This is a genomic window from Nitrosomonas ureae (assembly GCF_001455205.1).
Classification (GTDB): Bacteria; Pseudomonadota; Gammaproteobacteria; order Burkholderiales; family Nitrosomonadaceae; genus Nitrosomonas; species Nitrosomonas ureae.
This window is the reverse complement of sequence record NZ_CP013341.1, coordinates 1,982,437-2,008,577: the sequence shown is the minus strand read 5'-3', so window position 1 is coordinate 2,008,577 and position 26,141 is coordinate 1,982,437. Positions and strand designations below refer to the sequence as shown.

The window sequence follows — 26,141 nt, the reverse complement described above, 5'->3', positions numbered from 1 at the left end:
CATACTTTTTGGTTATGCTCCTCCATATCATAAATAACAAGGAGAAAATAATGTACTGCTTAATCAAAGAATGGCCAAATAAAATGGCCACACTGATGACTGAAGATGGCGTCGTACTCTGGACATTCAGCGATGTGGAAGAAGCTCGCAAAGTATGGCAAGACTGGTGTTCCCTTCAAAATGACAAAAACTCAAGTCAACCCAGTAAAATCGGGCTCCCTTGTACAGCAGATTTATCCGAGCAAATTTTCTAAACATTCAGTCGCAATTTCCCCTCTTCTTGGGATTATTCCTAGTGATCAGATTTATCTTTTATTTTTCTGTTCAACATACTTCTTACCAATCATCTCCCCACACAATAATCAGAATGCTTAAAATAAACGCCTAACTCCTTTATCTTAGGCAAGCTTAATGCATACAAAATTTTATTCAGATTCTCAGCATCGGCAAACTGATCATGCTCTACAAAGCAGAGCGGCCGACAAAGTCGGCCTTCCCGCCGGAACATTGATACACATCGGAGCAAAACATCAATCAGAATGTAAAATCTCGGCAATACAATACAGTGTCGAGACACTTATTTATCATGAAATTTCATCAATTTCAGATCTGCAATCATTGCAAAATAACGAACTGATTACTTGGGTAAATTTAGACGGGCTAAGCAATATTGATATTGTTGAAAGGATCGGTCATCAATTGAACATTCATCCTTTAGTGCTAGAGGATATTTTAAGTACGCACCAAAGTCCCAAGCTAGAGGAATATGAAAATTTTCTGTATCTAGTCATCAAAGGCATCAGCCTTGATCAGAACAAAATTTTCAGCCTACAGTACGAGCAAATCAGTATTTTGTTATTAGCCAATTATGTTATTACTTTCAAAGAAAAGTCTGATACTACATTTGATCCCGTCTACCATTACCTGCAAAATCGCAGTGGTCGATTGCGGCTAAAAGGCAGTGATTATCTGGCATACGTTATTCTTGACACCATCGTTGATGAGTATTTTGTGGTAGAAGATAGCTTGGATGATGTCATTGATTCATTGGAAGACAATATCTTGCTTAATTCTAATAAAGAAATATTACAAACTATACAACAAATACGCCGCAGCCTGATTTCAATGAAACGTAATATCTCACCATTACGTGAATTATTGGCAGCAATTCAACATATTGATACCCCGTTATTGCAGGAAAAAACATTGCGTTATTTTGGTGATGTCTATGACCATGTGCTACGTGTTAATGATTCACTTGAATCCTATCGCGAAAGAATTTCAGCAATGCATGATATTTATCTCTCCAGCATTAGTAACAAAATGAATGAAACAATAAAAATCTTGACTATTTTCGCGACTATTTTCATACCATTGACTTTTATTGCGGGTATTTATGGCATGAATTTTGAGTATATGCCTGAACTGAAATGGCGCTGGGCCTATCCTGCACTATGGGTAATCTTTATTTTAGTTAGCATTGGCTTACTTAGAGCTTACTCAGAAATACAGCGATCAGATACGCGCTGCCAAGTAAGAATTCCGGTTTGAGCTGAATTGGCAGGCACGCGCAAACGGAATTTCTCTTGGCATGCTTTTTTTTGTCACCCAGGATGCTATTTTGGCAGCAAGATTCCTCAGGCAAATAAAAACCCGCATCAAGATGAGCAGATTCATGACCAGGAAGATGCTATTGATCCATGCGACAGAGGTGTCAGCCCGCTTGGCTCGGATATTGTTGAGTCGATATCCATACTTTCCTTGGCCAAACTTCCCTTCAATCGGAATGCGCTCGCGATATTCCGGTCGACGTTGTGCTTTCATGCGCATCAATTCATCTTTGTTTTCAGGCGTGATCTTTGGTGGACGTCCCAGTGGTTTGCCTGCGAAGCGGATATGATTGCGTGCCAGGTAGCTGCGATTATCACGTGAACCATATAGCGTGTCAGCAATGACGACTTCGGGATAATAGCCGTAACGTTTTTTGTAGGCCTCAACTTGCGCTTCAAGATCATGACCTTCGTGCTGTGCGTCCCAGTGCAGCTTGTCGACATGTGCCAACCCTTTGCCTGTCAAGCTCATGCTTATTTGGCGCCAAATTCCACTGTCTTGCCGGGCTTTCCCCTGATAATGGGTCGAATATACGGCTGACTGATACTGACGATGCGATCATCACAACGTCTGGTGTTGGTTTTGTACATCTCAAAGATTCCTGCACAACCTCGCCTGGCAGTGCAATAACCAACTAAAATAGAGGGGGTTAAAAGACAGTTGGAGCAAAAGATGCAGATGAGTTTTGGAACACTGGAATTAGCAGAGCGATTGAAGCGAGAAAATGTTCTGGTGAAGATTGATGCCCTAATTGAGTGGGAGGACTTACGTCCGAAACTTACGGGTTTATACAAGCGCGAGTTATCGCATGGTGGAGGCCAAGAGCCGTTTGATGGGTTGTTGATGTTCAAAGCGATCCTGCTAGGTCAGTGGCATAGTTTATCGGACGCTGCGTTGGAGCAAGCACTGTGTGTACGCATTGATTTTCTGCAATTTTGCGGACTGTCCTTGTCGGATGCGATACCGGACGAAACCACTTTGTGCCGGTTCCGTAACCGGCTAATAACCAACGACCGGCTAGATGATCTGCTGGCCTCTATTAATGAACAGCTTCAATGCCACGGATTGATGATCAAGGGTGCGACAGGAGCGGTCATTGATGCCACGCTGATTGAGTCAGCGGCACGCCCTAAAAAGACCATCACACTGGAAGTGGATGCCGAAGAAGGTAAGGTTGTTCAGTTTGAAGATGGCAGTCAACCTGGAATCAACTGTATCGAAGAACAAAGCGCGGATCCGGATGCGACCTGGCTAAAGAAAGGCAGGAAGTCGCAGTTTGGCTACCGCAGTTACCTGGTGGTGGACGCACAAGACGGCTATGTGCGCGGGGTTCACACCGCCCCTGCCAACCAGAGCGAAATGATGCATTTCGAAGCCGCTATCGATGGTGCGCATATCGAGGCGAATCGGGTGTATGCCGACAAGGGATCCGCCAGCAATGCCAATCGGCAATTTCTAAGAAAGCAAAAGATCAAGAGCGCAATCATGCATCGCGCGTACAAGAATAAACCCCTCTCGTCACGCCAGAAGCTGGCGAATCAATTGATCAGTAAAAAACGCTATATTGTCGAACAGTGTTTCGGCACAATCAAACGCTTATTCAGAATGGGACGCGCCAGCTACTTCGGTACGACGAAAGTCAACGCCCAAGTCATACTGAAAAGTATCTGCATGAATCTAAAGAAAGCAGCCAACAAAATCTTCGTAGACCAACCATTAAGGGGAGCGATCCGTCCAAATATTACATAAGGAGGAAAATTCACCTAAAAAAAGGAAAAAACTCCACTTTCTATTAAAATGACGTGCAACAAGTGTCACTTGGAAAATTTTCTCTGTCACTACAGCAAAATTCTTGCGGTTGTGCAGAGGTCTTTATATTGTTGTTGGTATAAATGGGGCAATACCCAGTAGCGGCGTAACAACCCATTGGGTATTGGTATGGGCGTGCCATGTGGATATTCCGTCAGCATTTCTTCAATATGCTTTAAATTCCGCTGCAGGAACTGCAATTGCTGCCTGATACCAGCACGCCGTTTTCTGCTGGATGGCCGTCTTAACTTGACCAGGCGGGGGTAGATATACCCGGGGTAGTATGTGGCAGGAAAAAATGTCACAGCTTTAAAGATAATAAGCTTGCGTGGAAAAGGATGAACTCTCAAGAAATTTCGTGTGAAAGAATTTTAGATAGATTTTTAGCTGGTAAAAATCGACTTGATAATTTGATGTGAAGCCAGCTCGGTCGCTTCCGCCCTCCCCATCGATCAATTTTTTATCTTTACGGCCATACGCGCTTCAATTCCGATTGTAACCTTTACAGAATGGCAGATCACCTGAAATGTCGCTCCCTCTCATCCAGAAATAAATTCATCCGCAGCATTTTTAATAATCCTTGAACGTACATCCTTAATGTACGGAATTACCATCAACTCGTTACGTTTAGCTTGCACTATAGAACCTACGGTCGGAAATCTCGGTCGGACGCGGTCCTTTAATCGGTCACTAACTGATAGACCACTTATAGATTCCTCCAGTAGTGTACTTACAATTGAAGTGGCTATAACTTTGTTGCCGCATTCACTACAGAATTTAGCATTCTGCGGTAGTGGAGCGGAGCAAACTGAGCATGTTTCGTTCGTAAGTAAAAGCGACGATAAATATGTCTGAATTTGGCTGTCCGATGAGGAGAATTCACGGTAATCCGTCACACTTAGTCGTGAGATTGCATCCGCGGTCTTAGAAGTGTCGAAAGCCTTCTCAGTTGCCATAAGAGCTAAATTTATCATGTAGCGCGGGCCAGTGCCGCTAGCAATCTTAACCGTTCCGAGTTGCGACACCATTCCTGAATAACAAAGGATATCAAGAGCGAGTTTAAGATTTGGAGACATATCTCGCTGCACTGTAAAAAACGCCGATTGATAGTTGCTTTTTGTCTTTCGATGATTCTTGGATCTGACTTCTGGGATTATGTAGCCTCTGAGTAAATCTAATCCAATGCGGATATGTGACGCGTACTTGGGAAGACGTTTTGACAAGCTTTGATGATATGGAATAAGTGCCTGATCAACATAGCTTTGAACTGCTAGGCCAACTGTCCTTTCGGATAGGGAGCTATTGCTGGCAAGCGCACTATTCAGGATATGGAGAAGTGCTCGAGGGTTCCCATTTGATAAATCAATGCATAAATCAAGCTCTCCACCCCTCGTAAAAATCTTTTTCCGCAAGGAACTGGTTTTGGGCAGCCGCTTTTCAAGGATCGAGCGAAAATGCACACGATTTTCACGGCGACCGGATTCACCTGGGTCAAATCTAACAACTGGCAACACTATGGCGTCTTGACCAATCTCAAAGTTACGGCCATAGTTGGTTACTGTAGGATATACGGCTGCTTTGCAAGCTACTTTTCCACCATGAAGTAGTTTGAATATTTCAAAGAAGATGTTCTGTTGAGTCGGGATAAATGTGTGTGCAGCTTCATCAAAAAAGAACAAAATCTTATTCAGCGAGAATAGCTCAGCAACCTCCTTAATAATATTTACAAGGAAACTGGTGTCCTGAGCTTTAGCAAGAAAATCGGTCCCAATCTGGTTGATGATATCCACCTGGCTCACTTTGCTGAAAGCGAGCTTTTGCAGCAGATGAATTTTTTCTTCCAGCATCACTTTAGTTTCAAGTACTGAAGAAATGCCAAAAACCCGATGATAAGGATCCGCTTCGCCACTCTTTGCAATAAGATTTAATGCTAACATCTTTTCATGCAAGGCTTCGAGAATTTTGATATTTACCCAAATCTGGAATGCATCCCTTTCATCAGCTTTCACACCCTCTAGCAATGTACTAGTTTTGAAATTGACATATACACCCAATTTTTTGTCTATTGAGAAAGAGTTATCCAATTCAATTTCAGCCATTCTGAGGAGCATGGATTTGCCCACCCCACGAGCTCCTTCAAGGAGATTCGCCCCGTTCCCCTTTAATGCATCTATAATACGTCGCTCAAAGTCACCAAGTACGGAGACTTGGGCAATCTGTTCGTATAGTAAATCCTCACACCGAGCAGTTTGCAAGAGATCTTCACCAGTGATATGAGGCTGTGTCAAGGTATTCATGTGTTTTAAGTTCTCTTAATTTGCGGGAAGGCAGCTTCTATCAGGGGTTCCATTTTTTGAAACCTACCAAACAATAGCCCAATAATAAATTTTTGCGCTTCTATTGTTTGTTTCAAGTGCTTCTCAATCTCGTTTTTGTCCGGTGTAAACCTTTCCGGCGAGAGAGGGGGGAGTCCAGATATTTTCCCATGAACCGTATTGCTAAGCTCCCGATAAAGGCTTTGAAATTTTGCTTGATTGCAAATCGAAGGTACCGATTCTATTCCTTGCAATTGCCCGATGTAATCAAGATATCCCAAAGAATTTAGATGGGTTACCATAGCTGAAAAACTCAAATCCTGATCTCGGTTGCGCCAGCCCCAATACTCATGCGGCAGGTCCCACATGTAAACTGTTGCCAAACCAAGCTCAAATGCGCGGCGCACAGACATTCGAGCAGGCACAATTAATCCAATAGCGCATAGATACATTGCTAAAGAAAAATCGCCAAAAACCTCTTCCAGAATTTCTTTGCAAATTCTTTTTTGACTTTCATTGTCGCAATAATCTTTAGATAAGATAGTTCTTATCTCGTAAATGATTCGAGAATTAAGATCAATCGTATCTAGCAAAGGTAATGTTTCAGCTTGTATAGAGTGAACATTATCGCTAAATTTTGCATGAAGCGTGCAAAGGAAATCTTTTACCGGCTGTCGCAGTGCGTGGCTTACAGTTGTCAAGTCAAATTCCAATAAAGACCATGCAAAAAGCTCTAAATATAATAATTATAATCTTATAGCCTGAAATTCTCACGCAAGTTTTACTATGCTTTTGCACAAATTAATTTATTACGGATCCCGAACGCAGTCTCTTACAATCAAAATTCGTCCGAATTAATGTAAACCTACTAAGCCACATAAATCTTTTTTTGCTACTATGTTTAATATTAAGAAAACTTTAACCCACCTTAAACTTTTCCTTTCGGCCTACTAACTTTCCCCCATACCATTTAATAGCCTGCTTAATCTTAACATCCGGAATCCAGCTTTTCTGAATGACAACTCGTGCAAGCTGCTGCCTAAGATAAACTTTTCCCTCGTCATTTACTTCAAAATCTCGTTTTCTCCATTTCTGCGTTTGTATCCAACCGATTAATTGCTCATCTACGGTTGGGCGCAACAATTCAATCAAATCCCAAGCCAAACTTGGCCGTCCATCCAAGTATGCATGCAAGGCACCCGCTGCCGGATCGTAGCCTTCATATACTAATGCACGCTCTAAACGTCCAGCCAGTATTGTGTAGCCATAATTGAGCATTGCATTAACAGGATGAACGGCCTTGCGCCCTGATCCGGTGAGCGGTGAAGTTCGATTCGAATATTTCCTCCAATGCTCCGGCAAATCTTTATAATGTGCCAATTCAAAATTCCATTGATTCCAATACAACTGAGCTGCTCGCCCTTCAGCCAAGCGAAGCATTTCCAAGCTATTCATTCTAGAAATATCATTCTGAATGCGTCGGTAAAGGAGTGTTACTTCTGGCTTTACTCGTGAAGCTTCGTTTAGTTTTTCGATGACTATGCTGCGAGCGATTAAAAACGAATTAGCAGTATATTGTGCTCTGCGCTGGAATGGCCGGTGTGGAGAAATGGCAGGGACTAAATTCAAACATAGATCCCCAACCAAATCTATTGTATAAAGAGCTACATTTTGTTGAGCTAACCATTCAATGGCATCTAATGTGATATAGCCTGCGTAACCAACAATCACAATTGCTTTTATCCCATGCACTCCTCGAGCAAGTGTTTTTGCCTTATCTTTAACTGTGGATGCGGATGTGCCTGGATTTATTGCAAGCTCATCTCTCTCCACTGTTAAACGAGCACCATGTCCCGCTAAAGTAATTACGGTTTTTTCGTGTACTTGACTATACCAATCGCCTTCAGCATTTCTTAATGCTTCGCCTATGTTTTCTGTCATATCACTGTTTTTTGAATTTACTGTTTGATTCTTTAATGCATGCTTGAATTCTGTAGAAGTATTTGGATTCGAGACCACTTGTAATTGAGTACTCAAATCAAGTCTATTTACTAGCCACAACCGATACAGTTCGTGGAATCGGCTGCGACCATATCCTTCGGGATACTGTAAATGATATGACTTCCAGATTTTGCGCAACGAAATGCCATTATCTAACTTAAGCTTTACTTCATCAAAATCAGGCAATGCCCGAACTGGCTTCGAGATTATTTTTTCTCGATAGAATAGTAATTGAAGTTCGTCATTGGTTAACTGAGTCGGCCAAATCTGACCCGATGCTATAAATTTCTTTGAGAGATAACATACCGATACATGCCCGATTCCCAATTGTCGTCCAATAGCTCGGTGAGGCAAATTTTCCTCGAATTTCATCCGAAGTAATTCTCGAACTTTTTCTATAGGTAAAGATGTATAAGCCATATTTAACCCTCTTAAGTTTTGGGCCAAACAATGGGTTGCATGGATAAATTGGACATGCTCTTCGAGATCAATTGCTGCGTGGCAGAATATGCTAATTTATATAACCTGTCTCCATAGTGATGAATCAAGACATTCCAAGCTAACGTTGATCGTTGTCGACGATATAGTGCTTCTTCTGATAAAGAAAACATTCCCGTTAAGTCTGGAAACTCGGTATCAACCAATACATCAAAAACTAGGTGGCTGTTAGCGATCCATCCTACTTGAGCACTCAGTATAGGTTCAAACTTGTTTATATCGTAGTAGAGCTTTGTCAATTCGTTTTCTTGCGTTTTATTTATAGTTTCTCTTACCTTCTCGTGAGTTAAAAAATTCATTAACTCTGTAAGTTCAGAATTGTCGCGCATTTTTTCTGCTCTTAGTTTCTCTGTTTCTTGCATCTCACGTGGAATTTCCAATAAATATCGACGCAACAATATTTCTCCAACAAACTTATTACGAGCAAAAAGATATCGCCCGGCATTCACCAGATTAATACGTTTATTTTTGCTACTTTCAAAAATCAAGCGCACGTTTTCTATACAAGCCTCATCCCAAAGCTGTTCAACTCCCAATCCTCGCCCTTTTCCTAGAATGCGAGGTTTTGGCAAAAGATAATTCCTACGCCAATATTTCAATTGATCCTGGGATACCTTCCTGTCGGACTTATTAAGGGCCTTAAGCAATTCCGAGGTGGTTAATTCACTCATTTTAGAATTTTACAATCGTGCATAAGCTTAGTCAAACAGATTACTTATGCTTTAATGTAAGTAATTGATTATCAATGCTTGTCACACCCAGAAGTTTAAGTTTACTATTGTGATTAACATAAAATGTATAAATAATCGGAGGTACAACGTGAGCGCTTTAATATTAATAATAGTTAAAAATACAATCGTGAATATCAATGACCCAATGCCTCAATTACAAAAGGGGGTTTGCCATGACTAAAAAAATAGGTCGCCCTCGTAAATTACTATCACAGCTCTCGGCAGGGTATCGTAAACGCCTGAAGGCAGGAAAAGCAAAAGGATTGTCGCGATCACAATCCTACGGCCATCCACGACAAAAGGAGATTTCTGCGCAAATAATACGCACATCCACGCCCCTATCACCAAAATCATCAACTTTGATAAAAAGCTATCGTGTAGCCGAGCGCATGAGGCAGGGAGAATCCCTCACGCATGCTGCAAGAATGGAAAGAATAGGTGTATCTACCCTTAAACGTTGGATGAATGATTTGGGATTTATCAAATATAGTTCAGATACCAAACGTTATCTTGCGCTTGATACGCTTGCATCTCTAGAAGTTTATGTCAAACCGGATGCTATAAAACGTTTAATAGTGGATAAATCCACGGCTTCCCAATTAGCAGGATATTTGAATACTGTGATGAAAGCCATCAAGAACAATGATGGAAAATTACTTGATAAATACACACGCATAGTAGTTCTCGATGTGCGAGGCCATTCTTACCGCTTGGTAACCGATTTAGATACCTTGATAGTGCTTGAACGGGAGCGCAAGCGCCGAATTGTTGAAAGTCAGAAAGAAGCAGGACGGCAACATAGAATTTCCGAGCGCGTGGAAATTGGTGGCAATTTGGAGTTTTCTGCATGAGTCGCAATAAAGTCAAACTGGGCTGGCCGGAAACAGCGTGTTGTGAAGACTGTGGAGAATACTTTTGGTCTGTATTGCAAAGGATTTCCAAGGATTACTTTCGATGCCACAACTGTGAAGATATTAGGCATAAGCGAGGAAAATGTGGAGCATGCGAAGGTGATCATTTACCTCTCGAAGGTCATCATGTGGAGAAGCGTTGCAATAATCCTTATTGGATTGTTGATGTTTGTTTGAATTGCCATGCTGAGCTGACAGAGCGGCAATTGAGGTGGAATACACGAAATGGATCAAGCCGCGAGCTTGGGTTGAAGGATATGCATGAAATTGGTGAGCGAAGGAGAAAATGGCGTGAACAAAACCAAACTGACTTTAGAACCAAAAGTATTAACACAAATCTTGAGAGCTTATCCTGAGCAGATAGGCAATCATAAAAAATCAAAGGCAAAACCTGAAGAGAAAAAGCCATCCAAATCTCTGTCGCCACGTGCACAATATTTGCGAGAAATGCACTCTGCAATCGCTGAGAAATTTAAACCGCATTCAGATTTTGTTTTTGTATTCGATTGCGAAACAACCGCTGACGTCAAGAATGAATTGCGTTTTGGCTTCGCAAGCGTATTTGGGATAGAAAAATCAGAGCAAGTTAATTCTTGGGAGTCGGGCCAACTTACACGTGAAGCGTTGGACAAACCCCATCGGCATTTTTGTTTTTATAATCCCAAGCGTTTACTTCCTGAGGAGCTTATCCTTCTTAAATCTTGGGTGGAAAGATTTAATAGCGAAAAGGATGAAGGTCACCCTAATATGGTTTTGTTGACGCTTCAATCTTTCGTCAAGCAGCAATTTTATTTCTGGGTTCATGATAAGCGCGCGTTGTGTGTCGGTCATAATCTTCCATTTGATCTTTCAAGACTTGCGACAGATTGGGGGCCAGGTGGTAAAGATTATGCAAATGGCTTCAAACTGGTGCTGTGCGACTGTATTGAACATTGGAAAACAAGTCGTCCCAATGTTCAAACAGATTTGAAATCCTTTGATTGCAAGTTTCATCCTTATCTACGAGTACGTAAATTAGGCCCGAAAAAAGCTAAGTTTGCTTTTCGCATTGTGAGTCAAAAAGTTGAGAACGCTGCCAAACCTTATGCAGGAGAATTTCTCGATACGGCAACATTAGGCCGTGCATTACTTGGGCCCGGTGAGCTTTCTTTAAAAGGACTCTGCCGTCGCGCTGGTGTGCAAGAATCTGAATGCAAATTTGATTCAGAGAATCGACATGGGCAACTGCTATGCGAGCAATACATCGATTATGCATTCCAAGATGTCCGTGCTACTTTCGCGTTGTACCAAAGACTTCGTGATTTATATCGGCAGCATGATTTAAGCACTTCAATGTCGCGTATATATTCGGAAGCATCATTGGGCAAGGCATATTTCAAAGAAATGGGTGTGCCGCGCTTTCAAGAACAACATCCCGATACAGATCCACGTTTTTACGGAATAGCAAGTCAAGCTTATTACGGCGGGCGATCTGAAGTGATCATGCGCTTACATTCTGCGGAATGCATGATGGTGGATTTTACTTCGCAATATCCTTCAGTCAATGCGCTGATGGATAATCAGTCATTATTGCTGGCAGAAAAAATTAAACGCTGTGATAACACGGAATGGGTTAAAGCATTTTTAAATTATTTGACGCCAGAAACATTATTGGATCCCGTGATATGGCCAAAACTTCGATCAATGGTAAAGTTGATTCCGCAAGGAGATATTTTACCAATAAGAGCTCGCTTTGCAGGACTAGCCAATCCCCCAAACATTGCAGTAACCCCAGTTTTTGGTACCGAACCTATCTGGTATACGTTAGCCGACGTATGTTCTGCAGTTTTGATGAATCCCAGCAAATTTCCATTTATTGAGCAAGCCTATGAGCTTATTCCTCATGGAGGAGTTAAAACCGAACCTAAATGCATATTTGGTGATAAGCGTTATTCTATTGACTTACAAAAAGATGACTTGTTTAAAACAATCATCGAAATGCGTCAGGAAATCAAAGCAGAAATAAAATCTCTCAAGAAACAAAGAACAGAAATAAATCCTGATACCCATAAAATTGAAAAACTTGAATCCATGGAACAAGGTCTGAAATTCCTTGCCAATTCGACAAGCTATGGGGTACTTGCAGAGTTTATAGAAGATGATCCTTTCGAAGTGCCAAGGTCTATTGAACTCCATATTGGTGAAGCTTTTCCGCGTCCTTCAAAGACTAAACAATTTGAAACCCCTGGGAAACATTATTCGGGAGAGATAGCTAGTTTTATCACGGGTGGGGGGCGGCTGTTGTTTGCCTTGATTGAGCGCATGGGCACGGATAGAGGGATTAGCCATGCCTTAGGTGATACTGATTCTATGGTATTTATCAAACCGGATGAAATGAGCAGTGAAGACTTTAAGCAACACGTTACTAATATTATCGACGTGGTCAATCCTCTGTCACCCTATAAAACGGGCATCCCACTGTTGAAAAGTGAAGATGTGAATTATGTTGATGATGAGTTTGAACCTTTGTATGTTTTGGCCGTTTCAAGTAAGCGTTATGCTTTATACAACAAGCGTTGGAAAGATGATCAACAACAATGGCATGATGGAATTAGGCTTCGCAAATGCACCAATCATGGGTTAGGAAGTTATGTCAATCCACCGGAATATAAATCCAAACTTCCCGTGCCATATGCCAAAGACGATGAACCGATATGTACTGCTCGTTGGATTGATGATTTGTGGACATTGGCTATTCGTCGTGTTGAATCGAGTATTATATATGATGATACAGAAATGATTCTTGAAGAGGAAATCTTTGACTTGCTTGGTAATATACCAGCCATATCCAAAGAAACAGTTTCTACATGGGAAGTATTTGAACAAATTAAAGACATTCCATTTATTCGCCCGTTCTCATTCTTTGTTACATTGCCTGGTATTGAGCAGTGGATGGTTGATGAAAGAATACGCCTAAGCGGTAAATCAATACTTGTGAATCCTGAACTATTGGATATAGGCTATTACGCATCTTTTTCAACTAATATCGACGGAATCATGGCAAATCTCACGCGCAAAGATAACCATAAGCGAGCACCTCAGGCACTAACAGCAACCTTAGCTGAAAAGGTGTTGCATTACTTTGCTCATGCAGAAAATAAAGCTTATCCGCCTAATGGCATTGGCCAGCTTCACAAGCAGCCGGTAATGGTTGAAAATCTTGCTTATTGTGGAAAAGAAACCCAAACGCTTTATAGTTCTATTGAGGATGGAGAATCAAACGGTATCACGTTTATAGGTGAGAGGGGGCCTCAAATTTTTAATATTGAGCCTCCTGAAGGTTTGTTAACTTGGTTGGATCGGCCTCTGAAAACGTTGTTACAACTGGGTTTATCACGGCAACAAATTTGTAAGGAGTTTGGTATCAGTGATAAAACATTGAGTAATTATATGGCAGGTCAACCAGTGGGTTTTGCTAAGGCGGAGCGTTATACCAAATTGTTTCAACGTATTTTGCAAGATCTGAATGTATCTACTCCCGATGATTTTATCCGATTAACTCAGCAAGTTAGTTCTGCTGCTGATGATCTAAAAGTGCTGATCGAGCAGGGGTGGACTGTTTCAAAGTTAGCACATGCGCTCGATAAAAGTTCTAGGCAGGTTTATCGGTTGTTAGAGGGTGCAAAATGTAAAACAAAGGTTCGATTGGAAATTAGGACATTATTTAAGAAACTAAACATACAATTTAACAAGCTCATGTTTTAATTTACTTTCTCAATAAGTTTGAAGATAAATAGATATTACCGACACAATATTAAGATATCTACAGATTACTTTATATGTAAATCATTCTTTAATTAAGAATGATAATTGGAAATAATGAAATGCTTTTTTGAGTAAATCTCGCAATGTTGATATATGAATATGAGAACTATGGCATTAAAATCACAGAAAATTAAAGAATATGTGCGGGGAGGGATAAATGGATTTTATGCAAATACAAACTTATCTGAATAAAAACTACGATCGATATGATTTTCTGGGAAAGGTTGTTAAAAATTATATGGCGTGGAAATTTCTTGATTTTATAGACCAGGGAAACATTCCAGTACTACAATCTGCAGAATATCGAGTTAAATCCTCACAAAGCATTGAAGTAAATCTTAATGCAAACAAATATGAGAACTTCATAACCCCTACTGATATTGAAGATTTAGTTGGTGCAAGAATCGTATGTTTTTATTCATCAGATGCACATACTTTCTGCGACTTAGAGAAAATTAAAAGATTATTCGGTAAGAATGCGCACGATACTTTAAAGGATTACGAGAAAGATGGTTATCGCTCTTTCCATTTTATTATGAAGGTTTGTCGTGATTCTGATTTTTTTAACAAGGCACTCAAAGAGAACGATAAGGAAAAGCTAGAAGGCTTGAAAATTGAGTTGCAGGTTAGAACAATACTTCAGCATGCATTTGCAGAATCTAATCATGAGCTTAATTATAAATATGAGTTGAGAGTAGGAAGAACTTTACCTGCGGTGATTACAAATCAGTGGTTAGATGCTGCTGAGAATCTAACTAAAATCGATAAAACAATTGATAAACTGCGCTCAGATTGGGAAACGGAATTGTTGAATATTCCCACTGAATCCTATAAAAAATCGTATAGTAAGCCAGAAATTGCGGATGGATGCTGGAATAGGCAAGGTGTGATCTATCCTTACATTCTTTTATGTGACTATTTAAAAAAACCAAAAATCAAGATTGTGAATGAGTTATTTAGTATTGACAATAAAATGATGCAATTTAATGCCGAAAAGTCTTATAAAAATAAAATGTGGAAAATATTGGAAAAAAGTCAAGCTGCTGAACTTGCTAGCATAACATTTGATTCGATGGTCACACGTGTTCTTGATTGGGATGCTAAAACCAAAACTATGACAGTTCAACCCGCATTTTACAGTGATCAAGTCGTCAGCAATCATAAGTTTGCCCTCAACAAAGTTGTACCTGGATTATCGATCACAATACGAGAAATAGGTCATGACAGCGAAGGGAATTTGTTTGATTTCAAAAAAAGCCCTTTGTCAAATACTTTAGGTACATCTGTAGTAGTGCGTACAAAAGATGAGAAATGGGTAGTAAGCCATAGAGCATCGTCAGTGGCCTTTGACCCATACCAAATGGGCACAAGTGCTTCGGGTGCTGTGGAATGGAATGAGCTTGGTTATTGGGGTGAAAAGAATTTTGAAAACTGGTTTGAATATTCTATGAAGCGTGAAATTGGTGAAGAATTAGGGGATTCATCATCTCAATACCAGAAAAACACCGATGAACTAGTCTTTCTAGGTTTTGCTAGAGAACTCGGTCGATGTGGAAAACCTCAGTTATTTTTTTTCTATGATTCTCATGAGAAAGACTTTATTGATCTCAAAGAATTGTGGAGGGTTTATGCAGATTCTTTATCAGGTAATTCAAACATCAAAGAATTTAATGATATATCTGAATTAACGATGGAAGAAGTCGAGGTATTAATTTCAGATGATGAAGATGCAATAACAAGATTATTGGCTAGTCATAAATTGATTGTAGGAGTAAGCCAAGAACTTCGCATGAATCTAGCACTGGCTATTTCTTATTTAGAAAATCACAATCAAACAGCGAATTAAGCTTTACTTTAAATCAGCTGTATAGAGTTTCGCTACTTTTCATGAAACAAAACCATAAATCAAGATACTTATAAATTCCATAATATGAGCAATATACCTAACACCATCAATATTAATGCTAGGAAAGTGGCTGGACTTCGTAAAAGGAAATGGAAATCACTTTGGTTTTACTCAGTATTTACCCGCATTTTTATTATGATATATGCAATTTATATAGGCTTATATTCAGCTGATATACTACAGGAGCTACATCTTGTTATTTTGGCATCTACGGGACTCCTCAGCTATATGCTTACAATTACTGGAAATGCAGTTCACTACAATGCAGAATTATTGAAGCAACAATATGAAATTTACGAAGCTTTTGGAGAAGAGATAAATACAGATTTACTATACTCAGAATATAACAAGCTTAATGATAATGACAAAAATAGCGCACTTAACGAAGATAAAGACAGTACCTATCATGTTATTCAAGCAGGAAATGGAATGGTAAAATTTTTAGAATTGATAAGGGAAAGCGCTTACTTTAGCTATAAATTGGCTGAATACACTGAGGCATACATCAAAAATTATTCGTTTTTATTGCTTATTCTTCTTATTGTTTTATTAGGTGGGTTTGCCGTGCTTTTACCGCCAACGACTTTATCTGTACCACTGAACAAAATACTAGCGATATCATGCTTACTTGTTTCTACGCTTATTACTTTAGGTTTTATTAATATATATATTTCCTATCAACGTTTTGCAGTTAATAGCAAATTCATATTTCAAGAGATAAAAGCACTCCTAAAAGAATTTAAAAACCAACCTGAAGCGATTCCTCTTGCAAAAGCCACAAAAATAATACAAGCATATCAAATGGCTAGATACTCTTCCCCACCGTTAGTTGATGCACTCTACAGAAAAAAAAGAGAGATATTGAACACACAGTACCAGGGAGCTCTAAAAGATTAGAAATAAAGAATAAATCCATTAGTTAATAATTCATTTAAGAAACAAGCTTCACATCTAACTAAAATATTTTCGACTCTATCAATAAAATAATTATTTTAATAAAATAGTAAATTCTATTACACTCTTGTTAACAAAATAATTTTAAATAGAAAACTATTTTACTTTAACTTTGTACAACCATAAGCACTGGAAAACTATATATCCCAATATTGAGCTGACTTTTGGAAGTCAATATCAACCTTTTATTAGCAAATGCCAGTTAGAAAAATTGCACTATGTTTTTTTTGATCAATTGGTAAATGAAAACTCAGTTAATAGATTTACGAATGACCTAATCAAACAAGTAAATCCGCCTCTTAACGATATAAAATACGAAAGCCTAAGTCACCTATCATTAGATAATATTTCCGGTAATCAATGCGTAATTCGGCCTCTTAGCTACACTTATTATGTTTCTTTTTTTCGTTCTCTGAATACTCTATATACATTCGATCGCGCGGCAGAACGTAGCACTACTCTGCGTCAATATCTAACAAGTAATGGTGCTCCTTTAGCTCCTGATTCTAGATTTTTTCCATCAAAATTTGGAGTCTCAGGACTTATTGTTCAGAAAGTGGGGTTTCAAAGATATAAAATTCTGGAAACGATTCGAACTGATAATCTTGTTTTATATCCTAGTTGTCGTCACACTAGTTTTTCAGGCGGAATTGAAGTTCAAGATATTTCAACTGAAAGTGGATTCCTCAGTAATTTGATTTGTAATGCAATAACTCGTGAAGCAAAGGAAGAGCTGGGTTTAATTCTTTCAGATGAAAAAATTGAAATACTAGGAATATGGAGGGATTTGGAAAGATTGGCAATGCAGGTTTTTGCTGTAGTTATCGTTGAATCGCTTTATGGTTTAACCATCACTCATAACATCAACGAGGTGAAAAGCTTTAATTTCATAGAACTTGATAATACCAAAAGAAAAATATCATCACATAAAGCCTCTCCTGAACTTCTTTTCATGGAAAAATTGCTCGCAATTTCTTAAAATAAAGCACTGCAAGCAGCGGGGTATTAACTTCGCTCTACAATCTGCTGGTTTTCAACCAGCTTTCGCCCCAAGGGGGCGTGGAATTAAACCCGCAGAGATTGAAGCGGTAAAAGGATAATTACATCTTTACCAATTATTTCATCAACATATACTGTTTTTGATTTTGCCTTATATAACTAAATTTTTTTATATTACCAAGTTTGTGACATTTTTTCCTGGCATTACCACCCCTGGGTATATCTACCCCCTAACTTGACCAGGCTGAGGTAGGCTTTTCTGGCAATCTCGCGATAAGTGCGCGGCTTCTTTTTCTGTGCCCGGTTACTTTTGGCATGCAGTTCATCAATGATACGCTCACTTAATTCACGCGCTTCGTTCAGCAGTCCAAGATCTGTCGGATAGCGTATGGCCTGTTCTGCAACGGTCGCATCCAGTATTAATTTGCCGTGATTGCGCGGAAGCTCATCGGCCAAAGATTGGTCTGCCTCCATTGCAGTACCCGCGTCATTGCTGCCCGTATCACCGCTATTTGACACATCATTGCCGTCGTTGTCATCATCACTTGCTTTGAATGACTTCTTTGTCCGTCGAGGTTCAACCGTTTCGATGATCGCCTCATGAAACTCATCAAATACTGTCTGACCCATGCGCTTGCGTATCTCAACCAGTAATGATGACGCAAAGGGTGCCTGCGCTTGAAAACCTTTCAGACCAATAAAATATTGCAGGTACGGATTTTCTCGAATCTGTTCAACAGTCTCTTCATCTGAGACCGATAATTTATGTTTAATAATCACCGCTCCAATCACAATTCTGGCATCTTTGGCTGGGCGGCCCAGATTTGAACATAACGTCTTATAGTAGCTCTCGGACAACTCATCCCACGGTATGCAATCTCTCAGTTTTACCCAGCGATTAGTGGGATCAAGTATCATGCCCGGCGGTGTATCAAATCCTTCGAGGGGCAGTTGCTTTTGACTGACATAACGAATCATAGTGCACGGCTTTTGGTGTTAATTCACATATTTACGTGCACTATTTTACCAAAAAATATACCATTACTCAATATAATCAGATATTTATACTTTTTGAGTAAGCTCTAATTATTTATTTCAAAAAGAAGAAATGGCTATAGCTGTATGCAGATGCAGCTTATCAACTCTGTACTCCATTCAAAACACAAGCTAATCGCCTAATCCTAGATATAAAAAAAGAGATTCAATTCCGAAGCTGAATTGAATCTCTACAAATCGCTTCTTCTTTTTAAGAGGCTCCTAAAAAAGAAACTTATTTACTATTTTTTTATTATTAAACTGATCTGCTATGATTGCGCAACGAAAATCCGATCAATCCTAATCCAACTAACAGCATGGCATAGGTTTCTGGCTCTGGAACTGCACTGACGCCGATAACAAAATCATCCCAATCACCCAGATACTTTTGGCCTGCGCTATCGTTGTATCCTATTACAAAATCATAAACCGTAGATCCCACCTGCATATTTGTCCCAATCAGTCCTATCGAGGTACCTTTGTCCCAAGGCCCGCCATTCACGGCAAACTTTTCAACATTACCCTCAAACTTAAAACTTAACGGACCTGATATATTAACCAAAGAGCTAACGGAAGTTCCAATTGGATCAGATTCAAACAATGCATTACCACTCGAGACATCATAAAACTTATTGTTATATCCGGATTCTTGACCTAAAAAAGTATAGGAAATCATCTGCGATCCTGGACCCGTGACATCAAGATGACCGACACTCAATGACGAGCCGATAGACAATGTAGCAAACCCTTCAATATTAAATGCTTCGGTTCGCGTCGCTGTATCGGTAACTACAAAAGACAATCCTGCACTCACAGAGCTACTTACGATCAACAATACAGTTGCCATAAATGTTCGTTGTATTAAATATATCTTATTCATTTGTATCTCTCTAAAAAATTAATAAAAGTAATTTGTGTCGATCAAATCGCATCTGCGAAAACTTTTCCAACGTACTTTCAATATTTGAATTTGCAGCAGTTTCATGTTAATCGTTGGAGAAATTTCTTTCCATAGTCTATTACTCCTTATTTTATAAGGCCTTAATGGTACATTCTGCCTAATAAATTAGGCAGAATGTCATGCGGCCCGAGCAAATGTATGAAAAAGATGAAGAAGGAATCACGCAGCGGAATTCAAGGTCAAGGTAGTACCACAGCATTCAAAAGATTCCTGCACACTGCCCATAGAGGGATGCACACCCATTTCCCTGCATCGCTTGCCGAACTCAACACTGGTATATTGACTGCCCTGGATGCCCTTCTAAATGTCAAGCAGCAATTTGGATACTATTGATAAGATTGTTGCGTTTTTTCAGAATGTAATAAACTTCTCGCGCAATATAGCGTTTAAGGCACCGCAGCGCCTCAAGTTTAGTGTGACCCTGAGTTAAACGCTTTTCAACATACTCTTTAGTTTTATTGTCCGTCCTTAGTCGTCCAATAGCGATAATATGCAGTGCACTATTAGCGGCTCTGTCACCGCCGCGATTCAATCTGTGTCTATTGACCTTGCCCGAGGAAGCAGGAATTGGATTTACACCGCATAATGCGGCAAAGCTAGCTTCGGATTTTAATCGATCCGGATTGTCTCCCGCGGTAATGAGTAATTGTGCAGCAGACTCATAACCAATGGCTTTACCTGCAATCAGATCGGGAGCAAGTTCATCAACTATGGCTGAGATCATGACATCCCGATCCGCAATCTCATCATGCAATTCCAGATATCGCCGTGCAAGAGATTTCAATGCGATTTTGTATGCAGTTGATATATTACGATACCCGCCCAGATCTGGCCGCCAAGTGACAAGAGTACGGATTAATTGCATGCGAGTCAGTGCACGGAGCGGTTCCCGAATCGACTCTGGTGCGGAAATAATATTCATTTGGATCATTTGGAGTGCGATACGTCTAGCTGCAATGGCAGTCTTCCTACATACCTTTAGAACTCGTAACGACTCCACCATGCCATCTCGTGTTTTAGGTGTGACGGTTCGTATTCCAGCAAATGCAGCATGGGCCGCATTTTCCGCATCGATTGTATCGTTCTTGCCGCGTCTGCGTCGATCCATTTTATCAGGTGAGGTAACTTCTAAAATTTCGACGTCAAACTGCTGCAGATACCTTAGCAAACCCGCACCATAAGTCCCAGTGCATTCTATTCCAATGCGCTTGACCTCACCAAAAGATTGCATCCAATTCATCAGCATTGATTTGTATCCTTGCCGTGTTGTGGAGAAAGAATTACTGGCAAGCACTCGATCGTAAGTATCGACTACGGCTGCGAAATGTATGTCTTTGTGGGTATCAACTCCTCCAACTATGCCATGATGATTGTCATCCATTCTCAGCTCCCTATTTTTGAATGATGTTATTGATAGGGATTCACCGAAACCGATTGCCGGGACAAGACAGTAATGAGATAAGCGATCAGGCCCTTCTTGGGTCACAGACAATGGCGAGGTGAAACCTCACCGATAGATATTGCCAAATAACCGACAGATCCAGGGAATGACACTATTGACGGTCTATCGCTCTGAGAGTCAGGAAACTTGGCAATTCTTACGGTACCAGAATTCCAATAATTACTCATTCAATAATTGAGTCAAATCATTATTGAAATCTGGTGCAAGTATTCTTACTATCGCTATGGTGAATCACTTTGCCCGGTTTACGAGTGATTAACGCCATGTTCAACGCACTGATCACCAGGCTTGCTGTCATGGTTTCACCGAAAGACCAGCCCACTACCTTACGGCTGAATACATCGATGACCACGGCCAGGTACAGGAACCCTGCCCAGGTAGGAATGTAAGTCATGTCCGCAACCCATAGTTGATTGATGCTAGCTGCCTTGAAATGGCGTTGCACTAAATCCGGTGCAGGGCGGTCACGCTTATTCCGATGAGTCGTGATCACAAAGCCTCGCCTGCGACTCACCCCTTTAATTCCAGCTTCACGCATCAACCTGCCTACGCGCTTATGATTGACCCTGACTCCACGATCGGCTAATTCAACGGTAATGCGGGGACGGCCATACGTACAATCGCTGGTACGGTATATGGCCATGATCTGCTCGATCAATCGACAGTTGGTAATGGCCCGTCGGCTGGGTGTGCGTTTTGCCCAGTCATAGTAACCGCTGTGCGATACACCGAGTGTCTCGCATAGAACACGAGCCGGAAATTGGGCCCGGTTTGCCTTGATTAATTGGTACACCTTCCCCATCAATCCTTGTTGTTTGCAAACCAGGCCGTAGCCTTTGCCAATATGTCACGCTCCATCTCCACACGCTTGAGCTTCTTACGCAATTCCAGCAGTTCCTGCCGTTCGTTGGCACTCAAGGAAGCAACACTCGATGTCGCAGCGAAAGCAATTGCCTGGCTTGATCTAATTGGTACACCTGCTGCTCGACACCAGGTTTGTATCGAAGTGTAGTGGCATCCAAATTCCTTGGATAATTGCTTGGGGCATTTGCCTAATGCTACCAATTCCACCATCTGCTGACGAAACTCCGGTGGGTAAGCAGGTTTGTAGTTTTGTGTCATCTTACTTCTCCTTTAAACAGAACATAATGTGTCCGTTCAAAGGGGGCAACTCCAATGTCCCATTTGAGAGTTATACGTCAACATCAGATGAAGGCGTCCATTCCATTGACCGCCGACCGAAATGATGGTGACATTTGTCGATAGCAACAAAGCGGAATCCGGGGTCGAGCCAATCTGCAATGAAATCTGGATTGCCCCGTCGAGCTACTACGAACACAAAGCGCGCGAGCGAGATCCCGATCGATTGCCTGACCGCATCAAGCGGGATATGAGACTAGAACTTGATATACAGCGGGTATGGAAAGACAATTTCCGAGTTTATGGTGCTCGCAAAGTATGGCGGCAGTTGCTGCGAGAAGGTATTGGTGTTGCTCGTTGTACGGTCGAGCGGTTAATGAAGAAGCTTGGAATACAAGGTGTTCGACGCGGCAAAAAGTGTTGGACAACCATTTCGGACGATTTGCTTGACCGGCCAACGGACAAGGTTAACCGGCAATTTGATGTAATGGAATGGACGCCCACTACCCTAAACGGCATCGAAGTGCCAAAGTAGTAGTGCAATAAAGCCCACTAAATAAGAGAGGAGCGTCCGACATGAAGATTACAACGATAGGCATTGATTTGGCAAAAGAAGTATTTCAGATTCATGGCGTGGATATGTATGGTAAGGCGTTGCTGCGCAAGCAGTTGCGCCGTAGCGAGATGTCAAAGTTTTTTGCCAATCTGGAGCCTTGCCTGATTGGGATGGAAGCCTGCGGTAGTTCACACCATTGGGCGAGAAAGCTGTGCGAATTTGGGCACACCGTCAAGCTCATGTCACCCCAATTTGTCAAACCCTACGTCAAGACCAACAAGCATGATATGGCAGATGCGGAAGCGATCTGCGAAGCGGTAAGCCGACCCAACATGCGTTTTGTATCGATCAAGAATATTGAGCAACAAGCCATTTTGTCAGTGCATCGTGCCAGGCAAGGTTTCGTCAAAGCCAGAACCGCACAGGCAAATCAGATACGCGGCCTGCTTTCTGAATTTGGTATTGTTATCCCACAAGGGATCCGTTCGATTATCAATCGGGTGCCGGATATTCTGGAAGATGCTGGAAACGATTTACCAGGATCAATGCGTCATTTACTGATGCCCTTCTAAATGTCAAGCTGCAATTTGTGCGCTATTGATTAAATTATTTCTCTTTCTCAAAGTGTAATATACCTCTCTTGCGATATAACGTTTAAGGCAACGAAGTGCTTCAAGTTTAGTGTGACCCTGAGTTAAACGCTTTTCAACATACTCTTTAGTTCTGGCGTCTATCCGCAATCGTCCTATAGCAATAATATGCAGCGCGCTGTTAGCCGCTCTATCACCCCCACGATTTAACCTGTGCCTATTGACCTTGCCTGATGAGGCAGGAATTGGATTGACACCACACAACGCCGCAAAGCTAGCTTCAGACTTTAAGCGTTCCGGATTGTCTCCTATGGTAATGAGTAGCTGTGCCGCAGATTCATATCCAATGGCTTTGCCTGTAATCAGTTCGGGGGCTAATTCATCAACAATGACGGAAATCATCACATCCAAATCTGCAATTTCGTCATGTAACTCCAAATATCGTCGTGCAAGCGATTTCAATGCAATTTTGTATGCAGTTGATATATCACGATACCCACTCAGATCTGGTCGCCAGGCAGCAAGGGTACGGATTAATTGCATTCGAGTCATTGTGCGTAGTGATTCACGAATCGCTTCTGGCGCAGAGATAATATTCATTTGGATCATTTGTAGTGCGATACGGCGAGCTGCAATGGCGGTCTTCCTACACATCTTGAGAACCCGTAGCGATTCGACCATGCCATCACGCGTTTTAGGTGTGACGGTGCGTATACCAGCAAATGCTGCATGCGCCGCATTTTCCGCATCAATTGTGTCGTCTTTACCACGTTTGCGCCGAATTGTTTTATCTGGTGCAGTAACCTCTAAAATTTCGATATCAAATTGTTGTAAATATCTTAACAAGCCTACACCATAAGTCCCTGTGCATTCTATTCCAATGCGCTTGACCTCACCAAAAGATTGCATCCAATCCAACATTGATTTATAACCCTGTCGCGTCGTTGGGAAAGAATTACTGGAAAGTACTCGATCATAGGCATCGACTATAGCGACGAAATGAAGATCTTTGTGTGTATCGACTCCCCCAACAATGGTTTGATGATTGGATAATGATTGATTATTCATTTTCGTTCCCCATTTTGAATACAGTTATTGATAGGGATTCACCGAAACCGATTGTCAGGACAAGACAGTAAAGAGATAAGCGATCAGGCCCTTCTTGGGTCACAGACAAAGGCGAGGTGAAACCTCACCGTCAGATGTTGCCAAGTAACCGACAGATCCGAGGAATGACACAAATTGTGGTCGATCAGAGTGGGGGTCAGGAAACTTGGCAACCCTTACGGCACCAGAGCTCCAATAATTACTCATTCAATAATTGAGTCAACTCATTATTGAAATCTGGTGCATGTATTCTTACTATCCGAGTGAGCAATGAGTCCTTTGTCCGGATGTTTTTTCGCTGTTGCACGAAATAATGCCTGTATAACCAGGCTCCTGGTCATTCTCTCATTCATGGCATAGCCTACCAGTTCTCCATTAAACAGATCCTTTACGCCAGCCAAATACAGCCAACCTTCGTCTGTAGGGATGTAAGTGATGTCACTGACCCACACTTTATCAGGTGCGTTAACAGCAAATTCCCGGTTCAGAATATTGGGCGCAACCGGTAAATGATGTTTAGAATCGGTGGTCGCCTTGAATTTCAGTTTTTGCTTACAACGCAAGTTCAATTTCTTGCGCAATGTTCTAACGCGGTATGGCGTGGTTTGTACTCCGTGATCCGCCAAGTCATAATGCAAGCGCTCGGCATTGTAGGTCTCTCGTGTACGTTGGTGTGCGGCCAGTATTTCTATTTCCAGTCTTGTATTCTCCTGCTTACGTTTACAGACCGGGCGAGTCCTTTGGGCATGAAAGCCGCTCTCGGAAACATCAAATGCCCGGCACATGAGCGCAATCGGATATTTTTGTCGCATCGATTCAATCAGACCCTCTTTCACCACCAAATGTAACAACTAAGCTTCGCGAAATACGTCACACATTTTTTATAAAATCACGCTCCATCTTGACTTCTGCTAATTCACGTTTAACTCTGGATAGCTCTAACTCAAGTTTAAACAGCGGCTTCTGATGCTTGCCTACCAATGCAAGTTCTCCTCGTTTGTCAGCATAAACCCAATTCTTTAATGTGCTTTCCGGTAAAGAAAGCCGTTTTGCTGCCTCAACCAAAGTTAATCCACTTTCTTTAAAAAACTTAACTGATTGCTCCCTAAATTCCTGGCTATATTGTGCGCGGGGTAATTCCATCTCCATCCTCCATTTCATGTTCTTATTTTATGAAACTTCGGACTCCTTGAAAATCAGAATACCTCAAGCGATAGCTGCCCGGCCCAATCAACTGTGGGTGGCGGATATTACATTTGTAGCGACATGGACAGGATTTGTTTATGTGGCTTTTATCACCGATGTTTTTGCCCGGTATATTGTTGGCTGGCGAGTGAGTCGTTCATTGCGAACGGAACTGATACTGGATGCATTGGAACAGGCGCTATGGGCACGGCGGGGAATCTCAGGATTGATTCATCACAGTGATCGAGGCAGCCAGTATTTATCGATTCGCTATACGGAACGTTTGGCGCAGGCAAATATTGACGCCTCTGTCGGAAGCATCGGAGATTCTTATGACAACGCGCTAGCCGAAACCATCAATGGTTTGTACAAGACCGAAGTCATACGGCATCGCGGTCCTTGGCGTAGTATCGAAGAAGTAGAATTTGCCACATTGGAATGGGTGGATTGGTTCAACAATCGAAGACTGCTGGACGCAATCGGATATGTCCCACCGGCAGAATTTGAAAAGGCGTATCATCGCCAACAGGAAGAGTCAGCTGATGCAGCTTGATTCAAGAAAACAT

At 41.3% G+C, this 26,141-nt stretch carries 20 protein-coding genes and 5 pseudogenes; 12 read left to right on the top strand and 13 right to left on the bottom strand.

Annotated features, from left to right (window positions below; translation table 11 throughout):
- Nucleotides 1-50 precede the first annotated feature (50 nt).
- Both ATY38_RS09215 and corA read left to right on the top strand, forming a co-directional pair.
- Nucleotides 51-254 carry a hypothetical protein gene (locus tag ATY38_RS09215; RefSeq protein WP_062559037.1) on the top strand — a complete coding sequence of 68 codons (204 nt, stop codon included), beginning with the start codon at nucleotides 51-53 and terminating at the stop codon, nucleotides 252-254.
- Nucleotides 255-411: 157 nt separating this feature from the next.
- Nucleotides 412-1,551: a magnesium/cobalt transporter CorA gene (corA, locus tag ATY38_RS09210; RefSeq protein WP_062559036.1), complete on the top strand. Its 1,140-nt coding sequence runs from the start codon at nucleotides 412-414 to the stop codon at nucleotides 1,549-1,551.
- On the opposite strand, the pseudogene ATY38_RS09205 reads toward corA, so the two are convergent.
- Nucleotides 1,516-2,201: pseudogene (locus ATY38_RS09205) on the bottom strand (transposase); the annotation flags it as partial. The gene corA and the pseudogene ATY38_RS09205 sit on opposite strands and share 36 nt — an antisense overlap.
- A gap of 82 nt (nucleotides 2,202-2,283) precedes the next feature.
- Between ATY38_RS09205 and ATY38_RS09200 the strand changes: the two are divergent.
- Nucleotides 2,284-3,360 carry an IS5 family transposase gene (locus tag ATY38_RS09200; protein ID WP_062559453.1) on the top strand — a complete coding sequence of 359 codons (1,077 nt, stop codon included), beginning with the start codon at nucleotides 2,284-2,286 and terminating at the stop codon, nucleotides 3,358-3,360.
- A gap of 89 nt (nucleotides 3,361-3,449) precedes the next feature.
- Here ATY38_RS09200 and ATY38_RS16550 read toward each other — a convergent pair whose 3' ends face one another.
- The 5 genes from ATY38_RS16550 to ATY38_RS09180 all read right to left on the bottom strand — a co-directional run bounded on the left by ATY38_RS16550 (nucleotide 3,450) and on the right by ATY38_RS09180 (nucleotide 8,806).
- Nucleotides 3,450-3,770: a hypothetical protein gene (locus ATY38_RS16550; protein WP_235590236.1), complete on the bottom strand. Its 321-nt coding sequence runs from the start codon at nucleotides 3,768-3,770 to the stop codon at nucleotides 3,450-3,452.
- Nucleotides 3,771-3,959: 189 nt separating this feature from the next.
- A complete protein-coding gene (locus tag ATY38_RS09195; RefSeq protein ID WP_062559035.1) occupies nucleotides 3,960-5,717 on the bottom strand; it encodes a zinc ribbon domain-containing protein in 1,758 nt (585 codons plus the stop codon).
- 5 nt (nucleotides 5,718-5,722) lie between these two features.
- Nucleotides 5,723-6,436 (bottom strand): hypothetical protein, encoded by a 714-nt coding sequence (locus ATY38_RS09190; RefSeq protein WP_062559034.1) that lies wholly within the window; start codon nucleotides 6,434-6,436, stop codon nucleotides 5,723-5,725.
- Between the two features lie 217 nt (nucleotides 6,437-6,653).
- A complete protein-coding gene (gene cas1 / locus ATY38_RS09185) occupies nucleotides 6,654-8,156 on the bottom strand; it encodes a CRISPR-associated endonuclease Cas1 (protein WP_082633023.1) in 1,503 nt (500 codons plus the stop codon).
- Nucleotides 8,157-8,167: 11 nt separating this feature from the next.
- On the bottom strand, nucleotides 8,168-8,806 hold the full coding sequence (locus ATY38_RS09180) for a hypothetical protein (protein ID WP_143023516.1): 639 nt from the start codon (nucleotides 8,804-8,806) through the stop codon (nucleotides 8,168-8,170).
- A gap of 332 nt (nucleotides 8,807-9,138) precedes the next feature.
- Here ATY38_RS09180 and ATY38_RS09175 point away from each other — a divergent pair, with 332 nt between their 5' ends.
- From ATY38_RS09175 to ATY38_RS09150, 6 genes are all read left to right on the top strand, one after another.
- Entirely contained in the window at nucleotides 9,139-9,816 is a 678-nt protein-coding gene (locus ATY38_RS09175) for a hypothetical protein (protein ID WP_062559031.1), read from the top strand.
- The gene (locus ATY38_RS16085; RefSeq protein WP_144429458.1) at nucleotides 9,813-10,232 is read left to right on the top strand and encodes a hypothetical protein; all 420 of its coding nucleotides are present in this window, start codon (nucleotides 9,813-9,815) and stop codon (nucleotides 10,230-10,232) included. The genes ATY38_RS09175 and ATY38_RS16085 overlap by 4 nt, the downstream gene beginning before the upstream one ends.
- Entirely contained in the window at nucleotides 10,168-13,620 is a 3,453-nt protein-coding gene (locus tag ATY38_RS09165; RefSeq protein ID WP_158441768.1) for a hypothetical protein, read from the top strand. Before ATY38_RS16085 ends, ATY38_RS09165 begins: the two co-directional genes overlap by 65 nt.
- A gap of 217 nt (nucleotides 13,621-13,837) precedes the next feature.
- Nucleotides 13,838-15,526, top strand: a complete 1,689-nt coding sequence (locus ATY38_RS09160) for a nucleotidyltransferase family protein (protein WP_062559028.1) — start codon at nucleotides 13,838-13,840, stop codon at nucleotides 15,524-15,526.
- An 84-nt stretch (nucleotides 15,527-15,610) separates the two neighbouring features.
- Nucleotides 15,611-16,483 (top strand): hypothetical protein, encoded by an 873-nt coding sequence (locus ATY38_RS09155; RefSeq protein WP_062559027.1) that lies wholly within the window; start codon nucleotides 15,611-15,613, stop codon nucleotides 16,481-16,483.
- 169 nt (nucleotides 16,484-16,652) lie between these two features.
- Nucleotides 16,653-17,519 carry an NUDIX hydrolase gene (locus tag ATY38_RS09150; RefSeq protein WP_062559026.1) on the top strand — a complete coding sequence of 289 codons (867 nt, stop codon included), beginning with the start codon at nucleotides 16,653-16,655 and terminating at the stop codon, nucleotides 17,517-17,519.
- Between the two features lie 224 nt (nucleotides 17,520-17,743).
- Here the strand turns inward: ATY38_RS09150 and ATY38_RS09145 are convergent, their stop codons facing one another.
- The 5 genes from ATY38_RS09145 to ATY38_RS09120 all read right to left on the bottom strand — a co-directional run bounded on the left by ATY38_RS09145 (nucleotide 17,744) and on the right by ATY38_RS09120 (nucleotide 22,119).
- Nucleotides 17,744-18,517 (bottom strand): transposase, encoded by a 774-nt coding sequence (locus ATY38_RS09145; protein ID WP_235590235.1) that lies wholly within the window; start codon nucleotides 18,515-18,517, stop codon nucleotides 17,744-17,746.
- Nucleotides 18,518-18,830: 313 nt separating this feature from the next.
- Nucleotides 18,831-19,454 (bottom strand): PEP-CTERM sorting domain-containing protein, encoded by a 624-nt coding sequence (locus tag ATY38_RS09140; protein WP_062559025.1) that lies wholly within the window; start codon nucleotides 19,452-19,454, stop codon nucleotides 18,831-18,833.
- A 388-nt stretch (nucleotides 19,455-19,842) separates the two neighbouring features.
- Entirely contained in the window at nucleotides 19,843-20,916 is a 1,074-nt protein-coding gene (locus ATY38_RS09130) for an IS110 family RNA-guided transposase (protein ID WP_062558876.1), read from the bottom strand.
- Between the two features lie 268 nt (nucleotides 20,917-21,184).
- The gene (locus ATY38_RS09125; protein ID WP_062558875.1) at nucleotides 21,185-21,799 is read right to left on the bottom strand and encodes an IS3 family transposase; all 615 of its coding nucleotides are present in this window, start codon (nucleotides 21,797-21,799) and stop codon (nucleotides 21,185-21,187) included.
- A complete protein-coding gene (locus ATY38_RS09120; protein WP_062558874.1) occupies nucleotides 21,799-22,119 on the bottom strand; it encodes a transposase in 321 nt (106 codons plus the stop codon). The genes ATY38_RS09125 and ATY38_RS09120 overlap by 1 nt, the downstream gene beginning before the upstream one ends.
- A 157-nt stretch (nucleotides 22,120-22,276) precedes the next feature.
- Between ATY38_RS09120 and ATY38_RS09115 the strand changes: the two are divergent.
- Both ATY38_RS09115 and ATY38_RS09110 read left to right on the top strand, forming a co-directional pair.
- Nucleotides 22,277-22,618: pseudogene (locus ATY38_RS09115) on the top strand (IS3 family transposase); the annotation flags it as partial.
- Nucleotides 22,619-22,713: 95 nt separating this feature from the next.
- Nucleotides 22,714-23,256, top strand: a pseudogene (locus tag ATY38_RS09110) (IS110 family RNA-guided transposase); the annotation flags it as partial.
- A gap of 12 nt (nucleotides 23,257-23,268) precedes the next feature.
- Here the strand turns inward: ATY38_RS09110 and ATY38_RS09105 are convergent.
- The gene (locus ATY38_RS09105; protein WP_062557725.1) at nucleotides 23,269-24,351 is read right to left on the bottom strand and encodes an IS110 family RNA-guided transposase; all 1,083 of its coding nucleotides are present in this window, start codon (nucleotides 24,349-24,351) and stop codon (nucleotides 23,269-23,271) included.
- Nucleotides 24,352-24,647: 296 nt separating this feature from the next.
- Nucleotides 24,648-25,533 (bottom strand): annotated as a pseudogene (locus ATY38_RS16545) (IS3 family transposase); the annotation flags it as partial.
- 73 nt (nucleotides 25,534-25,606) lie between these two features.
- On the opposite strand from ATY38_RS16545, the pseudogene ATY38_RS09090 reads away from it, so the two are divergent.
- Nucleotides 25,607-26,128, top strand: a pseudogene (locus ATY38_RS09090) (IS3 family transposase); the annotation flags it as partial.
- Nucleotides 26,129-26,141 lie beyond the last annotated feature (13 nt).

What these genes read in the sequence shown, in the direction of transcription:
- cas1 (WP_082633023.1), bottom strand. Translation starts at nt 8,156, where the DNA reads ATGGCTTATACATCTTTACCTATAGAAAAAGTTCGAGAATTACTTCGG.
- corA (WP_062559036.1), top strand. Translation starts at nt 412, where the DNA reads ATGCATACAAAATTTTATTCAGATTCTCAGCATCGGCAAACTGATCAT.
- ATY38_RS09215 (WP_062559037.1), top strand. Translation starts at nt 51, where the DNA reads ATGTACTGCTTAATCAAAGAATGGCCAAATAAAATGGCCACACTGATG.
- ATY38_RS09145 (WP_235590235.1), bottom strand. Translation starts at nt 18,517, where the DNA reads ATGATTCGTTATGTCAGTCAAAAGCAACTGCCCCTCGAAGGATTTGAT.
- ATY38_RS16085 (WP_144429458.1), top strand. Translation starts at nt 9,813, where the DNA reads ATGAGTCGCAATAAAGTCAAACTGGGCTGGCCGGAAACAGCGTGTTGT.
- ATY38_RS09200 (WP_062559453.1), top strand. Translation starts at nt 2,284, where the DNA reads ATGCAGATGAGTTTTGGAACACTGGAATTAGCAGAGCGATTGAAGCGA.
- ATY38_RS09140 (WP_062559025.1), bottom strand. Translation starts at nt 19,454, where the DNA reads ATGAATAAGATATATTTAATACAACGAACATTTATGGCAACTGTATTG.
- ATY38_RS09130 (WP_062558876.1), bottom strand. Translation starts at nt 20,916, where the DNA reads ATGGATGACAATCATCATGGCATAGTTGGAGGAGTTGATACCCACAAA.
- ATY38_RS09195 (WP_062559035.1), bottom strand. Translation starts at nt 5,717, where the DNA reads ATGAATACCTTGACACAGCCTCATATCACTGGTGAAGATCTCTTGCAA.
- ATY38_RS09160 (WP_062559028.1), top strand. Translation starts at nt 13,838, where the DNA reads ATGGATTTTATGCAAATACAAACTTATCTGAATAAAAACTACGATCGA.
- ATY38_RS09125 (WP_062558875.1), bottom strand. Translation starts at nt 21,799, where the DNA reads ATGGGGAAGGTGTACCAATTAATCAAGGCAAACCGGGCCCAATTTCCG.
- ATY38_RS09120 (WP_062558874.1), bottom strand. Translation starts at nt 22,119, where the DNA reads ATGACACAAAACTACAAACCTGCTTACCCACCGGAGTTTCGTCAGCAG.
- ATY38_RS09155 (WP_062559027.1), top strand. Translation starts at nt 15,611, where the DNA reads ATGAGCAATATACCTAACACCATCAATATTAATGCTAGGAAAGTGGCT.
- ATY38_RS09175 (WP_062559031.1), top strand. Translation starts at nt 9,139, where the DNA reads ATGACTAAAAAAATAGGTCGCCCTCGTAAATTACTATCACAGCTCTCG.
- ATY38_RS09105 (WP_062557725.1), bottom strand. Translation starts at nt 24,351, where the DNA reads ATGAATAATCAATCATTATCCAATCATCAAACCATTGTTGGGGGAGTC.